The 19,978-nt window shown below is 59.3% G+C and carries 16 protein-coding genes; 11 read left to right on the top strand and 5 right to left on the bottom strand.

All coding sequences use genetic code 11. From position 1 onward, the window contains the following. Window positions 1-420 precede the first annotated feature (420 nt). On the bottom strand, window positions 421-1,797 hold the full coding sequence (gene glmU, locus O3297_RS26515; protein WP_305050898.1) for a bifunctional UDP-N-acetylglucosamine diphosphorylase/glucosamine-1-phosphate N-acetyltransferase GlmU: 1,377 nt from the start codon (window positions 1,795-1,797) through the stop codon (window positions 421-423). Window positions 1,798-1,822: 25 nt separating this feature from the next. Here glmU and O3297_RS26510 point away from each other — a divergent pair, with 25 nt between their 5' ends. The 5 genes from O3297_RS26510 (at window position 1,823) to O3297_RS26490 (ending at window position 5,185) form a co-directional block, all read left to right on the top strand. Continuing rightward, window positions 1,823-2,728, top strand: coding sequence for a DUF6279 family lipoprotein (locus O3297_RS26510; protein ID WP_305050897.1), 906 nt, complete (start codon window positions 1,823-1,825; stop codon window positions 2,726-2,728). Window positions 2,729-2,925: 197 nt separating this feature from the next. Next, on the top strand, window positions 2,926-3,585 hold the full coding sequence (gene rsmD / locus O3297_RS26505; RefSeq protein ID WP_230522898.1) for a 16S rRNA (guanine(966)-N(2))-methyltransferase RsmD: 660 nt from the start codon (window positions 2,926-2,928) through the stop codon (window positions 3,583-3,585). A gap of 112 nt (window positions 3,586-3,697) precedes the next feature. Next, window positions 3,698-4,195, top strand: coding sequence for a pantetheine-phosphate adenylyltransferase (coaD, locus tag O3297_RS26500; protein WP_034752633.1), 498 nt, complete (start codon window positions 3,698-3,700; stop codon window positions 4,193-4,195). A gap of 14 nt (window positions 4,196-4,209) precedes the next feature. After that, a complete protein-coding gene (locus tag O3297_RS26495) occupies window positions 4,210-4,476 on the top strand; it encodes a YfhL family 4Fe-4S dicluster ferredoxin (RefSeq protein WP_034752637.1) in 267 nt (88 codons plus the stop codon). A 112-nt stretch (window positions 4,477-4,588) separates the two neighbouring features. Next, window positions 4,589-5,185 carry a chalcone isomerase family protein gene (locus O3297_RS26490; protein ID WP_034783861.1) on the top strand — a complete coding sequence of 199 codons (597 nt, stop codon included), beginning with the start codon at window positions 4,589-4,591 and terminating at the stop codon, window positions 5,183-5,185. Window positions 5,186-5,257: 72 nt separating this feature from the next. Here O3297_RS26490 and O3297_RS26485 read toward each other — a convergent pair whose 3' ends face one another. Beyond that, window positions 5,258-5,563: a hypothetical protein gene (locus O3297_RS26485; RefSeq protein WP_034783860.1), complete on the bottom strand. Its 306-nt coding sequence runs from the start codon at window positions 5,561-5,563 to the stop codon at window positions 5,258-5,260. Between the two features lie 192 nt (window positions 5,564-5,755). Here O3297_RS26485 and O3297_RS26480 point away from each other — a divergent pair, with 192 nt between their 5' ends. Beyond that, the gene (locus tag O3297_RS26480) at window positions 5,756-6,736 is read left to right on the top strand and encodes a LysR family transcriptional regulator (RefSeq protein ID WP_034752642.1); all 981 of its coding nucleotides are present in this window, start codon (window positions 5,756-5,758) and stop codon (window positions 6,734-6,736) included. Between the two features lie 48 nt (window positions 6,737-6,784). Here O3297_RS26480 and O3297_RS26475 read toward each other — a convergent pair whose 3' ends face one another. Both O3297_RS26475 and O3297_RS26470 read right to left on the bottom strand, forming a co-directional pair. After that, complete coding sequence (locus O3297_RS26475) at window positions 6,785-8,344, bottom strand: methyl-accepting chemotaxis protein (RefSeq protein ID WP_092609623.1); 1,560 nt, start codon at window positions 8,342-8,344, stop codon at window positions 6,785-6,787. A 204-nt stretch (window positions 8,345-8,548) separates the two neighbouring features. After that, window positions 8,549-9,004, bottom strand: coding sequence for an Lrp/AsnC ligand binding domain-containing protein (locus O3297_RS26470; RefSeq protein WP_010393827.1), 456 nt, complete (start codon window positions 9,002-9,004; stop codon window positions 8,549-8,551). A gap of 206 nt (window positions 9,005-9,210) precedes the next feature. On the opposite strand from O3297_RS26470, the gene putA reads away from it, so the two are divergent. Further along, the gene (putA, locus tag O3297_RS26465; protein WP_305050889.1) at window positions 9,211-12,864 is read left to right on the top strand and encodes a trifunctional transcriptional regulator/proline dehydrogenase/L-glutamate gamma-semialdehyde dehydrogenase; all 3,654 of its coding nucleotides are present in this window, start codon (window positions 9,211-9,213) and stop codon (window positions 12,862-12,864) included. 164 nt (window positions 12,865-13,028) lie between these two features. Here putA and O3297_RS26460 read toward each other — a convergent pair whose 3' ends face one another. Continuing rightward, complete coding sequence (locus O3297_RS26460; protein ID WP_170846417.1) at window positions 13,029-13,787, bottom strand: 5'-methylthioadenosine/adenosylhomocysteine nucleosidase; 759 nt, start codon at window positions 13,785-13,787, stop codon at window positions 13,029-13,031. Window positions 13,788-15,261: 1,474 nt separating this feature from the next. Between O3297_RS26460 and O3297_RS26455 the strand changes: the two genes are divergently transcribed. From O3297_RS26455 to O3297_RS26440, 4 genes are all read left to right on the top strand, one after another. Next, on the top strand, window positions 15,262-16,887 hold the full coding sequence (locus O3297_RS26455) for a GMC family oxidoreductase (RefSeq protein WP_305050888.1): 1,626 nt from the start codon (window positions 15,262-15,264) through the stop codon (window positions 16,885-16,887). A 143-nt stretch (window positions 16,888-17,030) separates the two neighbouring features. Then, window positions 17,031-17,801: an ABC transporter ATP-binding protein gene (locus O3297_RS26450; protein ID WP_034783853.1), complete on the top strand. Its 771-nt coding sequence runs from the start codon at window positions 17,031-17,033 to the stop codon at window positions 17,799-17,801. After that, window positions 17,801-18,529, top strand: coding sequence for an ABC transporter ATP-binding protein (locus tag O3297_RS26445; protein ID WP_034783852.1), 729 nt, complete (start codon window positions 17,801-17,803; stop codon window positions 18,527-18,529). The genes O3297_RS26450 and O3297_RS26445 overlap by 1 nt, the downstream gene beginning before the upstream one ends. 84 nt (window positions 18,530-18,613) lie before the next feature. Continuing rightward, window positions 18,614-19,822 carry an ABC transporter substrate-binding protein gene (locus O3297_RS26440; protein WP_092609614.1) on the top strand — a complete coding sequence of 403 codons (1,209 nt, stop codon included), beginning with the start codon at window positions 18,614-18,616 and terminating at the stop codon, window positions 19,820-19,822. The last annotated feature ends 156 nt before the right edge of the window (window positions 19,823-19,978 follow it).

Here is a 19,978-nt window from a genome sequence, read left to right as displayed (position 1 = left end):
GCCGCAAGCCGGGCTTGCGGCTGTTGCTTGATCCAACGCACGACTTACCCACCAACTATTCACCGTCTGTGCACGGTTTTTCCACAGGTTTACCCACAGCAATACCCGGGGAGCGAGGGGTGAAAATGCAGTTATCCCCACTTGTACCCACGCTATCCAGCGCTTATCCGCAGACTTACCCACAGAGTTATCCACAATACGCCGAAAAAGGCGATTGTATCGCTGGCAAGCCGCTGGAATCAGCGGAAAAGGCAGCGATAAGCGCATGGCAGGCCAGATTGAAAAACTTGCCAACAGCTTATGCGCAGGCTTGCGCACAGGTTTATGCGCCACTTGTGCAGTGGCTTGCCCACAGAGTTATCCACATACAAAAAAGGCAGGCCGGGCGGCCTGCCTGTGTGCAAGGGCTGACTGCGCCGCTTACTTCTTGATTTTCACGGGACGCGTCCAGCCGTCGATGGTCACTTGCCGCGCGCGCGAAACGGTCAGCTTGCCGGCCGGCGCATCTTTCGACAAGGTCGTGCCGGCGCCCAGGGTGGCGCCCTTGCCGACGGTGACGGGCGCGATCAGCTGGCTGTCGCTGCCAATGAAGGCATCGTCTTCAATCACCGTGCGGAACTTGTTTACGCCATCGTAGTTGCAGGTGATCGTGCCGGCGCCGATGTTGACCTTCGAGCCAATGGTGGCGTCGCCGATGTAGGCCAGGTGATTGGCCTTGCTGTGCGCGGCGATCTGGCTGTTTTTCACTTCGACGAAGTTACCGATGTGCACGTCTTCCGCCAGGACCGTGCCCGGGCGCAGGCGCGCGTACGGGCCGATGATGGAAGCGGCGCCGACGACGGCATCCTCGATATGGCAGAAGGGCTTGATGTGCGCGCCAGCGGCCACCGTGGCATTGATGAAGACGTTGTTGGCGCCCACGCGCACGCCATCGCCCAGTTCGACTCTGCCTTCGAACACGCAGCCGACATCGATGGTGACATCGCGGCCGCAAATCAGTTCGCCGCGCACGTCGATGCGGGCCGGATCGAGCAGGGTCACGCCCCGCTCGAGCAGCGCTTGCGCGATATTGTTCTGGTGGATGCGTTCGAGCTGGGCCAGCTGCACCTTGCTGTTGACGCCCGCCACCTCCCACACGGCGGCCGGGTGGGCCGACGTGACGGCCACGCCATCGGCGACAGCCTGGGCAACGATATCGGTCAGATAGTATTCCCCTTGGGCATTGTCGTTCGACAAGGCCGACAGCCATTGTTTCAGTTGTACGGTGGGCGCGACCATGATGCCGCTGTTGATTTCCTTGATGGCGCGCTCTTCTGGCGTGGCATCCTTTTCCTCGACGATGCGCACGATGGCGCCGTGCTCGCGCACGATGCGGCCCAGGCCAAAGGGATCGTCCTGTTCCACGGTCAGAATGGCCAGCTTGTCCTGGCCGGCCGCCTGCACCAGCTGCTGCAGGGAAACGGCGCTGGTCAGCGGTACGTCGCCGTACAGGATCAGGGTCGGCACGCTGTCATCGAGCAAAGGCAGCGCTTGTTGCACGGCATGACCGGTACCCAGTTGCTGCGCCTGCTCGGCGGCGTCGATCTGCACGGCATGGTTCACCTTGTAGCCCTCGAGCAACTTCAGCACCGCTGCGCCCCCATGCCCGTAAATCACGCATAATCGGGACGGCGCCAGGCCACGCGCCGTGTCGATGACGTGCGACAACAGCGGCTTGCCCGCCAACGGGTGCAATACCTTGGGCAGTGCCGACTGCATGCGTTTGCCCATACCGGCAGCGAGAATGACAACGTTCATAGACCGTCTTTTATAAGTTAAGAATATGAAAAAGTTTAACACGCAGGCCCCGTTTTCCACGCCTTCCAGCCACTTTATGTATGCCATGCTGGCCATCGTGCTCGTCGTCATGGCCGGCTGCAGCGGCTTGCGTCTGGCCTACAACAATGGCGATACCGTACTGTACTGGTGGCTGAACGCGTATGTCGACCTGGACCGCGACCAGAAGGGCTGGGTGCGCGACGATATCGACAAGCTGTTCGACTGGCACCGCAAGACGCAATTGAAGGATTACGTGGAAATCCTGCGCACGGGCCAGAAGCAGCTGCAAGGCAATACCACGCAGGCAGACCTGATGGCGGACTACAGCGAGATCAAGCAGCGCACCCAAGCGCTGCTGCTGAAAGCTGCGCCCGAGCTGGCCGACCTGGCGCGCTCGCTCAAGCCCGAGCAGATCGCGCAGATGGAAAAGAAGTTCAAGTCGAACAATGATGATTACCGCAAGAAATACCTGAGCGGTGACCAGGAAAAGCGCCAGAAACTGCGCTACAAGAAAGCCATGGAGCAATTCGAACTGTGGTTCGGCAGCTTTAGCAGCGAACAGGAAGCCATCATCCGCAAGGCATCCGACGCGCGTCCGCTGAACAATGAGATCTGGCTCGACGAACGCATGCGGCGCCAGCAGAATGTGTTGAACCTGGTCAAGAAAGTTCACCAGGAAAAACTCGGCAAGGAAGCCAGTGCAGCCCTGATCACGACCCTGATCAAGGACAGTTTCGAGCGACTCGAACATTCGGAGCGCAAGGCCTTCTTCGATGCCTACGAAAGCAGCACGGCGCAGATGGTCTTGACGGTGATCAAGATCGCCACGCCGGCGCAAAAGGCCCACGCCGTCAAGCGCATACAGGGCTGGATCGACGATTTCAATTCCCTGGCCACGCAACCCAAATAGAGCGGCAGCGCCAGCAGCGGGGAGGGGGCCATATGCTATAGTGGCCGCCATCAAATTGAAGAAATGAAACGCCTAACAAAACCGTAGCGAGCGGCAGTGAGTTGTGGCTAAGAAGCGCAGCTGTGCGAATGCACAGTGAGCATCGCAGGCCGCAAATCGCGACGCGCAGTAGGTTTTGTTAGGTGTTTTAAATGCCCATGCAAAAGAAAATTAAAAAACCCGCCAAAGTCCCCGTCCACCACGCGCCGCCACCGAACCAGGTACGCATCATCGGCGGCCAGTGGAAGCGTTCCGTGCTGCCTGTTTTGCAGGCACTGGGCTTGCGCCCGACGCCGGACCGCGTGCGCGAAACCGTGTTCAACTGGATCAATCACTTGCGCGACGGCGACTGGGCCAACGCCCAGGTGCTGGACCTGTTCGCCGGCAGCGGCGCGCTGGGTTTTGAAGCGGCCAGCCGCGGCGCCGCCGCCGTCACCATGGTCGATACGCATACGCCCGTGATCCGCCAGCTGGAAGAGAACAAGGTGAAATTGCGCGCCGACAACGTGCAACTGCTGCGCGGCGACGCCCTGCTGACGGCGCAAGGCCTGGCATCGCGCGGCCAGCGTTTCGACCTGATCTTCCTCGATCCGCCGTACCAGCAGGATTTCCTGGCGAAAGTGTTGCCACTGTGCGCCAACCTGCTCACGGAAGGCGGCATGGTGTACGCGGAATCGGGCTTGCCGCTGGTCTTCGATGAAGCCAGCGCACTGGAAAAACCGGAGTGGATGGCGCCGTGGGAAGTCATCCGCGCCGACAAGGCGGGCACCGTTTATTATCATTTGCTAACTTACAACAAAGTGCCGGCAACTGCCTGAATCTGCCTATAAATGAGGCAAAAAGGCTCCCTGCCCCGAGGCGCAGCACCAAGGTGGTCACCAATTTCAGGCATAATGCGCGTCTATATTGGTGCATCGTCAGGGAGCCGCAATGGTTGTAGCCGTTTATCCAGGAACATTCGATCCGCTCACGCGCGGTCATGAAGATTTGGTGCGCCGCGCATCGGGTCTGTTTGACAAGCTGATCGTCGGTGTGGCCGACAGCAAGAACAAGCAGCCGTTTTTCTCGCTCGACGAACGCCTGGAAATCGCCAACGAAGTGCTCGGCCATTACCCAAATGTGCAAGTGGAAAGCTTTTCCGGCCTGCTCAAGGATTTCGTGCGCAAGCATGAAGCGCGAGTCATCGTGCGCGGCTTGCGCGCCGTCTCCGACTTCGAATACGAATTCCAGATGGCGGGCATGAACCGCTACCTGCTGCCCGACGTCGAAACCATGTTCCTGACGCCATCCGACCAGTACCAATTCATTTCGGGCACCATCGTGCGCGAAATCGCGGCGCTGGGCGGCGACGTCTCCAAGTTTGTCTTCCCCTCGGTGAACCGCTGGCTGCAAAACAAGATTGCCGCCAACGCTGCCTCATCGCAATAAGTAAGAGTGAAATCATGGCATTACTGATCACCGACGAATGCATCAATTGCGACATTTGCGAGCCCGAGTGCCCGAATGACGCGATCTACATGGGCGCGGAAATCTACGAAATCGATCCCAACAAGTGCACCGAATGCGTGGGCCACTTTGACGAGCCGCAATGCCAGCAAGTGTGCCCCGTCAGCTGCATCCCCTTCAATCCCGCCTGGCGCGAAAGCCCGGAGCAATTGATGGCCAAGTACGAACGCCTGCAGGCGGAACTTCCCGCCGCAAAAACCTGAGCATTTCTCCCGCGCCACTTCTGGCCCACTTCTGCGTGGCGCCAGCTTCTGCCAACTGTTCTACACTGTGTGCTGACTTATCCACAGCCCATGGTTTCCACGGAGGTAGAAGATGCAAATATGCACATCGCGTTTGGGCCGCTCCCTCGCTGCCATCGGCCTGTGCGCCGCCCTGGCACAAGCAGCGCTGGCCGTCGAGATCGGCGGCGTCAAGCTGGACGACACGGTACAGCTGGCCAGCCGCGAGTTGAAACTCAACGGCGCCGGCGTGCGCTACAAGGTCATCTTCAAGGTCTACACGATTGCGCTGTACCTGCCGGAAAAGAAAACCCAGCTGGCCGACATCCTGGCGCTGCCCGGGCCGCGCCGCCTGGAAATCGTCATGCTGCGCGACATCACCTCGGACGAGCTGGGACAAGCCTTCATGCAGGGCTTGAAGCGCAGCTCCGACCAGGCCGACCGCACGCGCCTGCTGAGCCAGACGATGCAGTTCGGCGCCATGTTCGAAATGGTGCCCGGCCTGAAAAAGGGCGACATTCTCACCGTTGACTGGCTGCCGGAAGAGGGCACGTTGTGCAAGCTGAACGGCAAGCAGGTGGGCGACATGGTACCGGACCTGGCCTTCTATAATGCGCTGCTGAAAATCTGGATCGGCGCCCACCCGGCCGACACCTTGTTGCGCGCGCATTTGCTGGGCGACATGGCCTGAAGCGGCCTGAACGAAAACGCGGGCGTAAAAAAGCCGGCTCGCGCCGGCTTGTCATCTGCAACAGTTGATCGCTCAGGCGCGCGTCGACAGGGCACGCAGCTCGGCGGCATTGCTTGGCGATACGCCATCCATCTTGCCCAGGGTGCGCTTCAAGGCTTGCGCTTCGCGCATCTGCTGGCGCGCCAGGCGCTCTTCGCGGCTCAGCTTGGGACGCACCAGCAGCACCATGGCGCGGGCGATCCCCACCAGCAAAGGCTTGAACAGCAGGGCGAAGGCGCCCACGGCCACGATCACCAGCACGAGTTGCAGGGCATTCAGCAGGGAAATCTCCAGCACGGGTGCGGATACTGCGTACAGGGCGGAGGCGAAGGTAGACATAGTGTTCCAGTGCATTATAGAATTTGCCAGTACTATAGTGCAGTGCAACATATAAATCTAATTCCATTTCTTGATACCAATTATATGAATCATGAATGGAAAACTGTAATATTTTTTTACGAGTGAAAATATTCGTGCCCGGCGCGGTTTACACTCTTAAGTAATCAATTCAACTTTTATCTTGGGCTTTCCATGAGTTTTCTGACGCTGGATCTGAACTTGCTGCGTGTTTTCGACGCCGTCATGACGGAACAAAACCTGACGCGCGCAGCCGGCCACCTGGCGATGACGCAGCCGGCGGTATCGAACGCCATCAAACGCCTGCGCGAGAGCCTCGGTGACGAATTGCTGATCCGCACGGCGTACGGCGTGAAACCCACGCCCCGCGCCGAAGCGCTGTGGCCATCCGTGCGCTCGGCCCTGGCCAGCCTGGAAGCGGCCGTCACGCCGGAAACCTTCGACGTGTCAAAAACCCACGCCACCTTCCGCATGGCCATGGCAGATGCGACGGCCGCGTTCTGGCTGCCTTCGCTGATGCGCTCGATCGAACGGGAAGCGCCCGGCGTCAACGTGCGCATGATGCCGCTGACCACGCGCGAACCGCGCCCGATGCTGCTGCGCGGCGACATCGACCTGGCCGTGGGCTTCTTTCCCGGCGTGGCGGCGCAACTGTCGAGCGAAACGGGTTCGCCCATCCGCCATGAACGCCTGTATTCCGGCAAGTATGTGTGCGTGATGCGGCGCGGCCATCCGCTGGCCGACAAGGAATTGACCCTGGATAACTACTGCGCGGCCAACCATTTATTGGTGAGCTTTTCCGGCCGCGCGCATGGCTTGATCGACGAGGCGCTGTCGCAGATCCACCGCGAACGGCGCATCCTGTTGACGGTCAACCAGTTCTTTACCGCTGGGCGGGTCGTCGCCAATTCCGACCTGATCACGGTCTTGCCGCGCCACCTGATCGCCTCGACAGGCATGACGGAATCGCTGCTGTACAAGGATTTGCCATTGACCCTGCCAGCCGTCCACCTGGACATGCTGTGGCACGAGCGCGACGCCCGCAGCCCCGCCCACAAATGGCTGCGCAACCACCTGGAAAGCATGAACACACCCACCCTGCGCACGGCCACGGCAGCCGGCGGGGGCGTGGCGCCGAAGCCGCATATTGAATAAGTGTTCTACCGGCACAAAAAAACGCCTGATGAAACATCAGGCGTTTTTTTATGCGTGACTGCTGGAGCGGTAACCAATTCTGAAACCGCCCCAGTGCTTGCCATCGACGTGGATGGGCACGGATAAATCGTGCATGACTTCGCCCGTGTCGCGTTTATAGGTCTGCAACAGGAACGCCCGGGTGTTGCTGCCGCAGCGCTTGCCCGTGCGGTCGCTGAAGATGCGTTTGGTGCGGTTATTCACGATATCGGTGGCGTAGTCGCCCGTCAGCGGCTGGGAAAACTTCTTGTTGTGCGTCGGGAAATATCCATTGTTGTCAACGGCACCCGCGTAGGCCAGGTGCGGCAGGGCGGCCAGCACGCCTTCCTGCACATCCGGCAGCACTTTGTCCGTAAACGCGTCGAATTTCGTGTTGTGCTTGGGCGGATTGGTATTCGGGATGGGGCGGTAGTGGCGGTCGAACAGGGCTTCGCGCGTGATGCGCCCCGACGCGATGGCTTGCTCGAAGAGTTTGCCCACGTCGCGCGCGGCGCGCTGGGCCGCCTCGCGGATCTCGTCGTGCGGCGTGGCCACGCTCGATTCGCCGAGGGCGCCGGCGATCACTTCGGCCCGCTCGGCCAGGGCCATGGCCGACTGTGTGGCGCGCGGCAATTCGGCGTTCGTCGACAGCATGCTGTCGCGGATTTGCAGGATGGCATCGGCGATCACTTGCGTCGTGTCGACGTGTTCGCGCGAGGCGCGGGCGATTTGCCCGATCTCGTCTTCCGACACGCCCGACGATTCCTCGATATGGCTGAGCGATGCATGCACGCTTTCCACATTGCGCGCCGCTTCCGTGACGCCGGCCGCCAGCGAACTCATGCCACGCGCAGCTTTTTCCGACTGTTCATTGATTTCGCGCACCATCACGCTGATTTCATCGGAGGCTTCCTTGGTGCGCTGCGCCAGTTGCCGCACTTCCCCGGCCACCACGGCAAAACCGCGTCCATGTTCGCCGGCACGCGCCGCCTCGATGGCGGCGTTCAGCGCCAGCAAGTTGGTGCGCGCGGAAATATCGGAAATGGCTTCCGTGAAACCCGTGATGCGTTTGGATTTTTCCTGCAAGCTCAGCATGGTACTGGAAGCGCCTTGCGCTTCTTCGCGTGCCTTATTGATGCGCTGCAAGCCCTGGTCCACTTCGGCGCGCGCCGCCACGCTTTCCACGCGCACGCCGGCGGCCACCTTGGCGGCCCGCTCCGCATTGGCGGCGATCTTTTCCGTCATGGCGGCATTTTGTACGGAACTGTCGGCGATGTCGCTGGCCGTGCGCACATCGAGTTCCACCTTCTGTTTGACGGAATCAACAAAATACGAGGTTTCCGCCGCGCCGATCATGATGGCATCGATGGCGTTGCCCACCGTGTCGGCGAACTGATGCAAGCCTGGCTCGCCGCGCGCACGGCCGGCAAACGCCAGCAGCGCGGCGCCGATGGCGGCGGCCACGCAGGCGATCAGATACGGATGGTCGCCGCCCGAGAGCAGCAGCAGATAGGCCAGGCAACAGGCCACGGCCATGGCCAGGATCGTGAATACAAAGAAACGCACCAGCTGATGCTGCAACTGCTTCATTTGTCCCCCGCTGCGCGAACCCGTCACGTCCCGTTGAGGGGACGTGCCGTAACCGTATGCGGGTGGGCACGATTGCCCACCTTGCACCCTGAACGTAACGTCTGCGCGGCGTTTCAGGCGGCTACCGGGTAGCAGAATTGTAGTTCTACCCTACAACATTTGTTCCGATAGCTCAATCAGAAAAGTAGGGCGGCTACACCAAGGTCACTTAATTGGCAATTTGGTGGTGTTTTTGACCTCTTCCATGACGGCATAAGTGTGGGTTTCCCGCACACCTTTCTGCAACAGCGTCTTGCCCAGGAATTCGCGGTAGGCGGCCATATCCTTGACGCGCGCCTTAACCAGGTAATCGAAACCGCCGGCCACCATATGACATTCCAGTACCTCTGGAATGATTTGTACGCTATGCTTGAAGGCATCGAACACTTCCGGTGTCGTGCGATCAAGCACGACTTCGATGAACACCAGCAGCGATACGTCGAGCAGCTGCGGGTTCAACTGGGCCGTATAGCCCATGATGTAACCGGATTCGTGCAACTTGCGCACGCGCTCCAGGCAGGCCGCCGGCGACAGGTTCACGCGCGCGGCCAGCTCCACATTGCTGATGCGTCCATCGCTCTGCAATTCCATCAAGATTTTCTTACTGATCTTGTCCAGCATTCCTATCACCCCCAAATTAATATTATTTGGTTAAATTGTCGCATCAAAAACTATCTATTGCTAGTCCCCTGTATTACCAGAATTAATCCATAAGAATCCCCTTTACAATCGAATCATCTTAACGTCCGACTTTCTGTATTTTTTTGCACCAAAAAAGAGCAAGAATTACGTCAGTTTTCGTCCCTTTTTCCTTGTAAAGAGCACTTATGCACCCTGCAGGCCCCTCGGCTTTTACCCCGATTCCTTTTGCTGCGTTCCAGGCAGAAATCCTGCCCGAAGCGACACCACAACGCGCCGCCATCACCTCCGCCTATAGGCGCGATGAGGTTTCCGCCGTGCAGTGGCTGTTGCAACAAGTGCGCCCCAGCAGCACCGAAACGACAGCCGAAGGACAAGCGCTGGCGCACCGCCTGGTCTCGAACGTGCGCCAAAAACGCACACGCGCATCGGGCGTCGATGCACTGATGCACGAGTTCTCGCTATCGTCGGAAGAAGGTGTTGCATTGATGTGTCTGGCTGAAGCGCTGTTGCGTATACCCGACAGTCAAACGGCCGATCGCCTGATCGCCGACAAAATCAGCAAGGGCGACTGGAAGAAGCACCTGGGTGAATCGCCATCGCTGTTCGTCAATGCCGCCACCTGGGGCTTGCTGATTACGGGAAAACTGGTCAGCACCAGCAGCGAATCGGGCCTCGGTTCGGCCATGACCAAGCTCATCGCCAAGGGCGGCGAGCCGCTGATCCGCAAGGGCGTCGACCTGGCCATGCGCATGCTGGGCAACCAGTTCGTGACGGGCCAGACCATCGAAGAAGCGTTGAAGAACAGCCGCGAGAATGAAACGCGCGGCTACCGTTACTCGTACGACATGCTGGGCGAGGCGGCCCTGACGCAGCAGGACGCGGCCAGCTACTACGCCTCGTACGAAACGGCGATCCATGCCATCGGCAAGGCGTCGAACGGGCGCGGCATCAAGAACGGCCCCGGCATTTCCGTGAAACTGTCGGCCCTGCACGCGCGCTACAGCCGCGCCCAGCGCGCCCGCGTCATGGAAGAATTGCTGCCGAAAGTCAAAGCGTTGCTGTTGCTGGCAAAACAGTACAACATCGGCTTCAACATCGATGCGGAAGAAACGGACCGCCTGGAACTGTCGCTCGACCTGATGGAAGCACTGGCGTTCGATGCGGATCTGGCCGGCTTCGACGGCATCGGCTACGTGGTGCAGGCGTATCAGAAGCGCTGCCCGTTTGCCATCGATTACCTGATCGACCTGGCGCACCGCAGCGGCCGCAAGTTCATGGTGCGCCTGGTGAAGGGTGCGTATTGGGATGCGGAAATCAAACGCGCGCAGGTCGATGGCCAGGAAGGCTATCCCGTCTACACGCGCAAGGTCTACACGGACGTCTCTTACCTCGTGTGTGCGCAAAAACTGCTGGCCGCCAGCAGCCTGATCTATCCACAATTTGCCACCCACAACGCGCAAACCCTGTCGACCATCTACACCTGGGCGAAACGCGACGGCATTACCGACTACGAATTCCAGTGCCTGCACGGCATGGGCGAAACCCTGTACGACCAGGTCGTCGGCCCCGACAACCTCGACAAGCCGTGCCGCATCTACGCCCCTGTCGGCTCGCATGAAACCCTGCTGGCCTACCTGGTGCGCCGCCTGCTGGAAAACGGCGCCAACTCGTCCTTCGTCAACCAGATCGTCGACGAAAGCGTGGCCATCGATAGCCTGATCCGCGATCCGCTGGAACAGGCACGCCTGCAGGGCGGCTTGCCGCACCCGTCGATTCCGCTGCCGCTGGACATGTTTGGCAGCGAACGCAGGAACTCGGCCGGCCTGGACCTGTCGAATGAAGACACTTTGCGCACCCTGGCCACGGGCTTGGCGCAGCAGCAGACGTGGCAGGCGGCGCCGCTGATCGATGGCGCCGTCAGCCTGAACGGCCCCACGCACATGCTGCACAACCCGGCCCAGCACGACGACGTCGTGGGCAAGGTCATGGAAGCCGGTCAAGCCGACGTGGAAACGGCCCTGGCCAGCGCCAGCGCGTATGCCATGGATTGGCAAACGACAGAGCCGTCGATCCGCGCGCAAGCTTTGCAGCGCGCGGCCGACCTGTTCGAAGAGCACCACATCGAGCTGATGGCCCTGGCCGTGCGCGAAGCGGGCAAGTCCCTGCCGAATGCGATCGCGGAAATCCGCGAAGCCGTCGACTTCCTGCGCTACTACGCGACGCAGGTGGAACACGCGCCGAATACCCTGGCGCTCGGTCCCGTCACCTGCATCAGTCCGTGGAACTTCCCGCTGGCCATCTTTACTGGCCAGCTGGCCGCCGCCCTGGCCGCAGGCAACGTGGTGCTGGCCAAGCCGGCCGAGCAGACGCCGCTGATCGCCCACCGCGCCGTGCAATTGCTGCATGCGGCGGGCGTCCCACGGGGCGCGCTGCAATTCTTGCCCGGCAGCGGCGAAGTCGTTGGTGCCGGCCTGTGCAATGACGCGCGCGTGAAAGGCGTGATTTTCACGGGTTCGACGGAAGTGGCGCAATTGATCAACCGCAACCTGGCCACCCGCGCCGTGGCCGAAGGCATCGACATCCCCCTGATCGCCGAAACGGGTGGCCAGAACGCCCTGATCGTCGATTCGTCCGCCTTGCCGGAGCAAGTGGTGCAGGACGTGATGTCGTCCGCTTTCGACAGCGCCGGCCAGCGCTGCTCGGCCTTGCGCGTGCTGTTCCTGCAAACGGAAATCGCCGACAAGACCATCCATATGCTCAAGGGCGCCATGCAGGAATTGCGCGTTGGCAATCCTGACCGCCTGGCGACCGATATCGGTCCCGTCATCGATGCGGAAGCGCAAGGCAATCTGCTGGCGCACATCAACAAGATGAAAACCATGGCCATCGACCACTATTCGCTCGATTTGCCGACCGTCAAAGGCACGTTTGTCGCCCCGACCGTGCTGGAAATCAAGTCGCTGGCGCAATTGACGCAGGAAGTCTTCGGCCCCGTGCTGCATGTGATCCGCTACAAGCGGGCCGACTTGCCGCAACTGGTGCAATCGATCAACGACAGCGGTTACGGTTTGACCCTGGGCATCCATACGCGCATCGATGAAACCATCGATTTCATCACCAAGCGCGCACATGTGGGCAATATTTATGTGAACCGCAATATCGTCGGCGCCGTCGTCGGCGTGCAACCGTTCGGCGGCGAAGGCAAATCGGGCACGGGACCGAAAGCCGGTGGCCCCCTGTACCTGAAACGCCTGCAGCGCAATGCACCGGCCGGCGCGCAACACCAGCGCCAGGCGCCACCGGCCCTGGATGCGCTGACCGTGTGGGCGAAGATGCATGGCCACGACAAGGTCGAGCAACTGGCACAGGACTATGCGCGCACCACCTTGCTGGGCAGCACCACCGTCTTGCCAGGCCCGACCGGCGAGCGCAATACGCTGAGCTTTGCCGCGCGGGGCACGATCTTGTGTGCGGCGGCCACGTCCGGCACCTTGATGAACCAGCTGGCCGCCGTCCTGGCCACCGGTAACCAGGCCCTGGTGCTGGCGCAAGCGCCGGATCTGATTCCCGGCGACTTGCCGGCCGCGCTGAAGGATCGCATCCAGGTCGTCAGCAGCCTGGAGTCCGTCAAGCATGATTTCCAGATCGCCATGATCGAGCCTAGCCTCGATGGCCAGCTCAAACCGCTGCTGGCGGCACGGGAAGGGGCCCTGGTGGCCACCATCGCCACCACGCAGGAGGGTGTCATCCCCCTGTGGCGCCTGGTCGCTGAGCGGGCGCTGTGCGTGAATACGACGGCGGCCGGTGGAAATGCCAGCCTGATGATGCTCAGCGTCTAAAGGAACCCGAGAAAAAGTCCATGGCGTTGTTGCCTTGCCTGGCCGTACATTCGTACTGCCTGCGGCAAGGCGCCTAGCCCTGAACATTTTTCAGGCTCCTTTATTGAAATAAGAAGGGCAGAACCAGTGGTTCTGCCCTTTTTTTATGCACGCTAGCTGAAAAATCAGCCAGCCAGACGCTGGCACAATTGCTGGATCACCGTCAACGCATACGGCGAGGCGACGGTCTGCACAAAACGCATGAAGTCGACTGCCGCCTCTTCGTTGGCATTGTCGGAAATGGTTCGCATGACGGTAAACGGCACGCCCAGTTCAAAACACACTTGCGCCACGGCGGCGCCTTCCATTTCGACGGCCAGCAGGTCGGGGATATCTTCTTTCAGCTGGTTCACATGCGCGGCGCTGCTGATGAACTGGTCACCGCTGGCGATCAGGCCGCGGTGGACCTGTGCGTGCTGCAAGCCAAATTCCACGATATGCGCTGCCTTGAGCACGCTGGAGACATCGTCACGCAAGAAATCTTCGGCTGCACCAGCCAGTTGCGTGCTCAATTCCAGGTCCGTGGCAAAACGCTGCAAGCCTGTCAGCGGCACTTCGAAGCGGGGAAACAGGGGGCGGGCGTCCATATCGTGCTGCAACAGCGCTTCGGCCACCACGATATCGCCGACTTTCACGCGTTTATCCCCGCTGCCGGCCACGCCGGTGAAGACGATGTGGGTAACTCCGTACTTTTCCACAAGGATAGAAGCTGTCATGGCAGCGGCAACCTTGCCCAGACGCGACAGGACGCACACAGCGTCGATATTCCACAGGGTTCCCAGGGTGTAGTCGCGCATGCCGTGTGAACGCCTCTGGGGGCCTTGCATGGCTTCTACGAGCCCCTGCTGTTCTTCGTGCAAGGCACTGATGATGCCTAAACGCATTTTTTTGTGTGAATTCATGCTGTTTTTACAGGTTTTTGGGGATTGCAAAACGGTTTACACGGTGAAAACAGCCGTTTCGGCAACTTTTCCACCGTTCGCGTTTGTCTCTGTGCTTTAAATAAAGATGTATACATAAAAATAGTAGTGATAGTAAACGGCCATTTTTTTGTGGATAAGTCGGTATACCGTATAAGAATCATCGGCTTGGCGCTCAAAAAAGTAGGCGCACAAGCATTGTATCCAGCAAGGACTTGTTTGGGATAAAAATCGGGCTGTGGACAAAGATCGACTTTTCCCACATCTCATCCTGTGGATATGCAGGCACTTATCCACAGCAGCAAGCAAAAATCATGGTTTTTCTTGCTGTAGTGGCATGGTTGACGTGCTTCGTCTGCCTTGATCCTTGCCTGGCAATCCAGGTTGAGCAACCACGAACGTTGTTCTTTCACGGACCTTCGCATCCAGGTGATTCCTGGAAGACGGTTTTGCAGTGGGTCGCGATGTCGCCGTTGGCTTTTTTTTTGACGTTTTTTGCATGCTTTTGGGAAATATCCCCGGACTTCCGCTTTTTTTATCGGTTTACAATAGATCTATATATAAAAATAGTAGTAATAGTAAACGCGTTTTTTTCTGTGGATAAGTCGCTTTTTTTCAACAGGATCAATCGTTTACGCGCAAAATAAAGCGTGCATAATCGCTGTATCACGCGAGGAGCAAAATTGTATAAAATGCGGGCCTGCGCATAACTTCGTGTTTACTCACAAGTCATCCTGTGGATATCAAGTGACTTATCCACAATCGTCTCAAATTCCCCCTCTTTTTCATATCGAACCGCTTGCTGGCACTGTGCCCGCTCAAGCCTGTTGACGTTCCCATTTTGCAAAACGGTTTGGCAGTGCTGTGCGCGTGATGTTGGCCACACCGGTTTTCGTCGCGCAGTTGTTGGCTCGAATTTTTTTGTCAGCAAAGCCGCTCGTCGGCTTTTTTTTTGAAGACAAGCTTGCGAACCCTTTCAAAGACGAAGGGCAGGCAAAGTGCGCGTTGTCGGGTTTACCTTAACAAGTTCGTATACAAGAATAGTAATAGTAGTTAACGGGCACATCTTCTGTGGATAAGTCCCGATTTATCCTTGTAAACAATCGCTTGGCGTGCGGATAAACGCTGAGTAAGGGGTGTATCTGCCTGGGATGGTTTTGGGATAAAAAAAGGCGTCCAAAAAAATTTTCGTTTACGCACATATCGTACCTGTGGATATCCATACGGTTATCCACAGCTTGATGACCCTGTTTTTGAGCTTGCCGTGACGCTCGCTCATATCGCTGGCCACGATTAATGTCGCCCTGGCCCGGCACTGGTGGTAATCTCAAGGCGGCTCAGCAGCCATGCATGCATGAACGAATACAGACTCTGGTAGCGGATCGCGGTGGGGAGACACGCCGCGCGACAGCTTGATGGCATACCGAAAGGAGCTTCATTGGAATCGGCAGGCGAATACGACTACATCATCGTGGGCGGCGGCACGGCAGGTTGCGTGCTGGCCAACCGGCTCACACGCGACAAGGATGCCAACGTTTTACTCGTGGAAGCGGGCGGCAAGGACGATTACGTGTGGATCCACATCCCCGTTGGCTATCTGCATTGCATCGGCAATCCCCGCACGGACTGGCTGTATTCCACGCAGGCGGACGCTGGCCTGGGCGGGCGCAGCCTGATCTATCCACGCGGCAAGGTGCTGGGCGGCAGCTCTTCCATCAACGGCATGATCTATATGCGCGGCCAGGCCGGCGATTACGACCACTGGGCCGACTTGACGGACGACGCTTCCTGGCGCTGGGACAAGGTCTTGCCGCTCTTTAAACAAAGCGAGGATTACTACGGCGGCGCGTCGGAAAACCATGGCGTCGGCGGCGAGTGGCGCGTGGAAAAACAGCGCTTGTCGTGGGATATCCTGAACGCGTTCCGCGATGCGGCGCAGCAGGTCGGCATCCCGAAAACCAGCGATTTCAATGGCGGCGACAATAGCGGCAGCGCATATTTCGACGTCAACCAGCGCCGCGGCATCCGCTGGAATACCTCGAAAGCGTTCCTGAAACCGGCATCGCGCCGCCCGAACCTGACCATCATGACGGGCTGCCACGTGGAACGATTGCTGCTGGAAACGACGGAGTCGGGGCCGCGCTGCACGGGCATTGTATTTACGGGCGGCGGCACGCAGTGGCAGGCGACAGCCCGGCGGGAAACCTTGCTGACGGCGGGCGCCATCGGTTCGCCGCAATTGCTGCAATTGTCCGGCATCGGCCCGGCCAGCTTGCTGCAGCAGCATGGCATTGCGCCCGTGCTGGACTCGCCTGGCGTGGGCGGCAACCTGCAAGACCATTTGCAGCTGCGCATGGTATTCAAAGTCCAGGGCGTGAAAACCCTGAACATCATGGCGGGCAATATGCTGGGCAAGATGCAGATCGGTTTGCAGTATGCGCTGTTCCAGAGCGGGCCCATGTCGATGGCGCCGTCGCAGCTGGGCGCATTCGCCAAGTCCGATCCGCAGCAAGCCACGCCGAACCTGCAATACCACGTGCAGCCGCTCTCCCTGGACAAATTCGGCGAGCCCTTGCATGCGTTTCCCGCGTTTACGGCCAGCGTCTGCAATTTGCGGCCCACTTCGCGCGGCCATGTGCAGATCGCCTCGGCCGACAGCTATGCGGCGCCGAAAATCGTGCCCAATTACCTGAGTACCGAGCAGGACCGCACAGTGGCGGCCGACGCCTTGCGGCTGACGCGGGCCATCGTTGCCGCGCCGGCGTTAAGTAAGTTTGCGCCGCAGGAATACAAGCCCGGCGTGCAATTCCAGAGCCAGGAAGAGCTGGCGCAGGCGGCCAGCCAGATCGGTACCACCATCTTCCACCCGGTGGGTACTTGCCGCATGGGCCTGGCCAGCGATGGATCCAGCGTGGTCGACAGCCAGTTGCGCGTGATCGGCGTGGCTGGCTTGCGCGTTGTCGATGCATCGATCATGCCGTACATTACTTCTGGTAACACGAACTCGCCCACCGTGATGATCGGGGAAAAAGCGGCGCAAATGATACACGCGGCCTGGAAATAGCAGGAAATAGCTGGGTAAAGGCGCGAGTTTGCGCCATTCGGGCTGGCGCAAAATCCCCGTAGTTATACTGTATTGTGCGTTAAATTTAAGTTGTGTATTATAAAAATGACTAAGTAGTACAAAAAGTACAACTAGGAGACACGATGTCAAACGTAATCTTGGAAACAAGAAATTTGACCAAGGAATTCAAGGGTTTCACCGCTGTGAGCGAGGTGAACCTGAAGGTAGAGCGGGGCCATATCCACGCCTTGATCGGTCCGAACGGCGCCGGCAAGACCACGTGTTTTAACTTGCTCACCAAATTCCTGGTCCCCACTTCAGGACAGATCCTGTTCAATGGGAAAGATATCACTGCCGCCAAACCGGCCCAGATCGCACGCATGGGCGTGATCCGTTCCTTCCAGATTTCCGCCGTCTTCCCGCATTTGTCGGTGTTGCAAAATGTGCGCATCGGCTTGCAGCGCCAGCTGGGCACGTCGTTCCACTTCTGGCAAAGCGAACGTTCCCTGAATCAGCTCAACGACCGCGCCATGGCCTTGCTGGCCGAGGTCGACCTGACGGAATTTGCCGACACCATCACGGTCGACATGCCGTACGGGCGTAAGCGGGCGCTGGAAATTGCCACCACCCTGGCGATGGAGCCGGAAATGATGCTGCTCGACGAACCGACGCAAGGCATGGGCCACGAAGACGTGCATCGCGTGACGGAACTGATCAAAAAGGTGTCGGCTGGCCGCACGATTCTGATGGTGGAACACAATATGAGCGTGGTCTCGGGCATCTGCGACAAGATTTCCGTCCTGCAGCGCGGCGCCATGCTGGCCGAAGGCAGTTACGCGGAAGTGTCGCGCAATCCGCAAGTGATGGAAGCGTACATGGGCACCACCCACGCGGAACTGGAAGGGGCGCATTGATGGCGACACAAGCGAATCGCGGCGCACCCGCGCTGGAAATTGCACAGCTGCACACCTGGTATGGCGAATCGCACATCCTGCATGACGTGAACTTGAAAGTGGAGCAGGGTGAAGTGGTGACTTTGCTGGGCCGCAACGGCGCCGGCCGCACCACCACCTTGCGCGCCATCATGGGGCTGACGGGGGCGCGCACGGGCTCAATCAAGGTCAACGGTGTCGAAGCGATAGGTTTGGCCACGCACAAAATCGCCCACCTGGGCATCGGGTATTGTCCCGAAGAGCGCGGCATTTTTTCCTCGCTGTCGACGGAGGAAAACCTGCTGCTGCCGCCGACCTTGGCCAGCGGCGAGAAGGGCATGTCGGTGGAAGAAATCTACGCCATGTTCCCGAACTTGCAGGAACGCCGCCACAGCCAGGGCACGCGCCTGTCGGGCGGGGAACAGCAGATGCTGGCCGTGGCGCGCATCCTGCGCACGGGCGCGCGCCTGCTGCTGCTCGATGAAATTTCCGAAGGCCTGGCGCCCGTCATCGTGCAAGGGCTGGCGCGCATGATCACCACCCTGAAAGCGAAGGGCTACACCATTGTCATGGTGGAACAGAATTTCCGGTTTGCCGCGCCACTGGCGGACCGGTTTTATGTGATGGAGCACGGTCAGATCGTCGAGACTTTTGCTGCATCCGAACTGGAGGCCAAGATGCCGGTATTGACCGAGCTGCTTGGCGTGTAGTCCCCATGTAGTACGCGTACATCTGGTACGCGTTATCGTCCAGCAATCGACTGAATAGCAAACAATAATCCCAACGGAGACACTATGAAACGTAACGCTATCGCCATTGCCACCGCCACTCTTTGCGCCTTGGGCTTTTCCGCCGCCGCGCACGCCCAGGTATCGGGCGACACGATCAAGATCGGTTTTATTTCCGACATGTCGGGCGTGTATTCCGACGTCGACGGCCTCGGCGGCGCGGAAGCCATCAAGATGGCGATCGCCGATGCCGGCGTCGTGCTGGCCGGCAAAAAGGTGGAATTCATTTCTGCCGACCATCAAAACAAGGCCGACATCGCCGCCTCGAAGGCGCGCGAATGGTTCGACCAGCAGGGCGTCGACATGCTGATCGGCGGCACAAATTCCGGCGCCAGCCTGGCCATGGCCAAGGTCGCGGCGGAAAAGAAAAAAATCTTCATTGCCATCGGCGCCGGTTCCTCGCGCCTGACGAATGAAGAGTGCACGCCTTACACCGTGCACTACGCCTACGACACGGTGGCGCTGGCGCGCGGTACGGGCGGCACCATCGTCAAGCAGGGCGGCAAGAACTGGTACTTCATGACGGCCGACTACGCGTTTGGCCATTCGCTGGAAAAAGACACGGCCGAGGTCGTCAAGGCGGCCGGCGGCAAGGTGCTGGGCAGCGTCAAGCATCCGCTGGGCGCCTCGGATTTCTCTTCCTTCCTGCTGCAGGCGCAATCGTCCAAGCCGCAAATCCTCGGTCTGGCCAATGCGGGCGGCGACGCCATCAACAGCATCAAGGCGGCCAACGAGTTCGGCCTGACGAAATCGATGAAACTGGCCGGCTTGCTGATCTTCATCAATGACATCCATTCGCTGGGCCTGAACCTGACGCAAGGCATGTACCTGACGGATGGCTGGTACTGGGACTTGAATGCGGACACGCGCGCCTGGTCGAAACGCTATTTCGCCAAGATGAAGAAAGAGCCGTCGATGTTGCAGGCGGCCGACTATTCGGCCGCGGCGAACTACCTGAAAGCCGTCAAGGCGCTGGGGACGGATGACACCGAGAAAGTCATGGCTTACCTGAAAAAGACCAAGATCAACGACATGTTTACCCAGAATGGCGAAGTGCGTCCCGATGGCCGCATGGTGCACGATATGTATTTGATGGAAGTCAAGAAGCCATCCGAGTCGAAGTATCCATGGGATTACTACAAGGTGGTCGCCACCGTGCCCGGTGCGCAAGCGTATGTGACCAAGGCCGAGTCGAAGTGTTCGTTGTGGAAATAACGCTGTAGCAACCTCCACAGAGTACCCGCCGCTGCGCGGGCGCTCTGTCCTGCACGCTTCGCCCGCAGGGTACGCCTTGCGCCGCCGCACCCGTTTACGGCGGCGTGTTTCCCTTGATACCACACCGTCGTCCGGCGGTGCTTTTTATACTGTGAT

The organism is Janthinobacterium sp. SUN128, assembly GCF_030587275.1.
Taxonomy (GTDB): Bacteria; Pseudomonadota; Gammaproteobacteria; order Burkholderiales; family Burkholderiaceae_D; genus Janthinobacterium; species Janthinobacterium lividum.
Note: the sequence above shows the minus strand (reverse complement) of the source record. Positions and strands in the feature narration are given on the sequence as shown.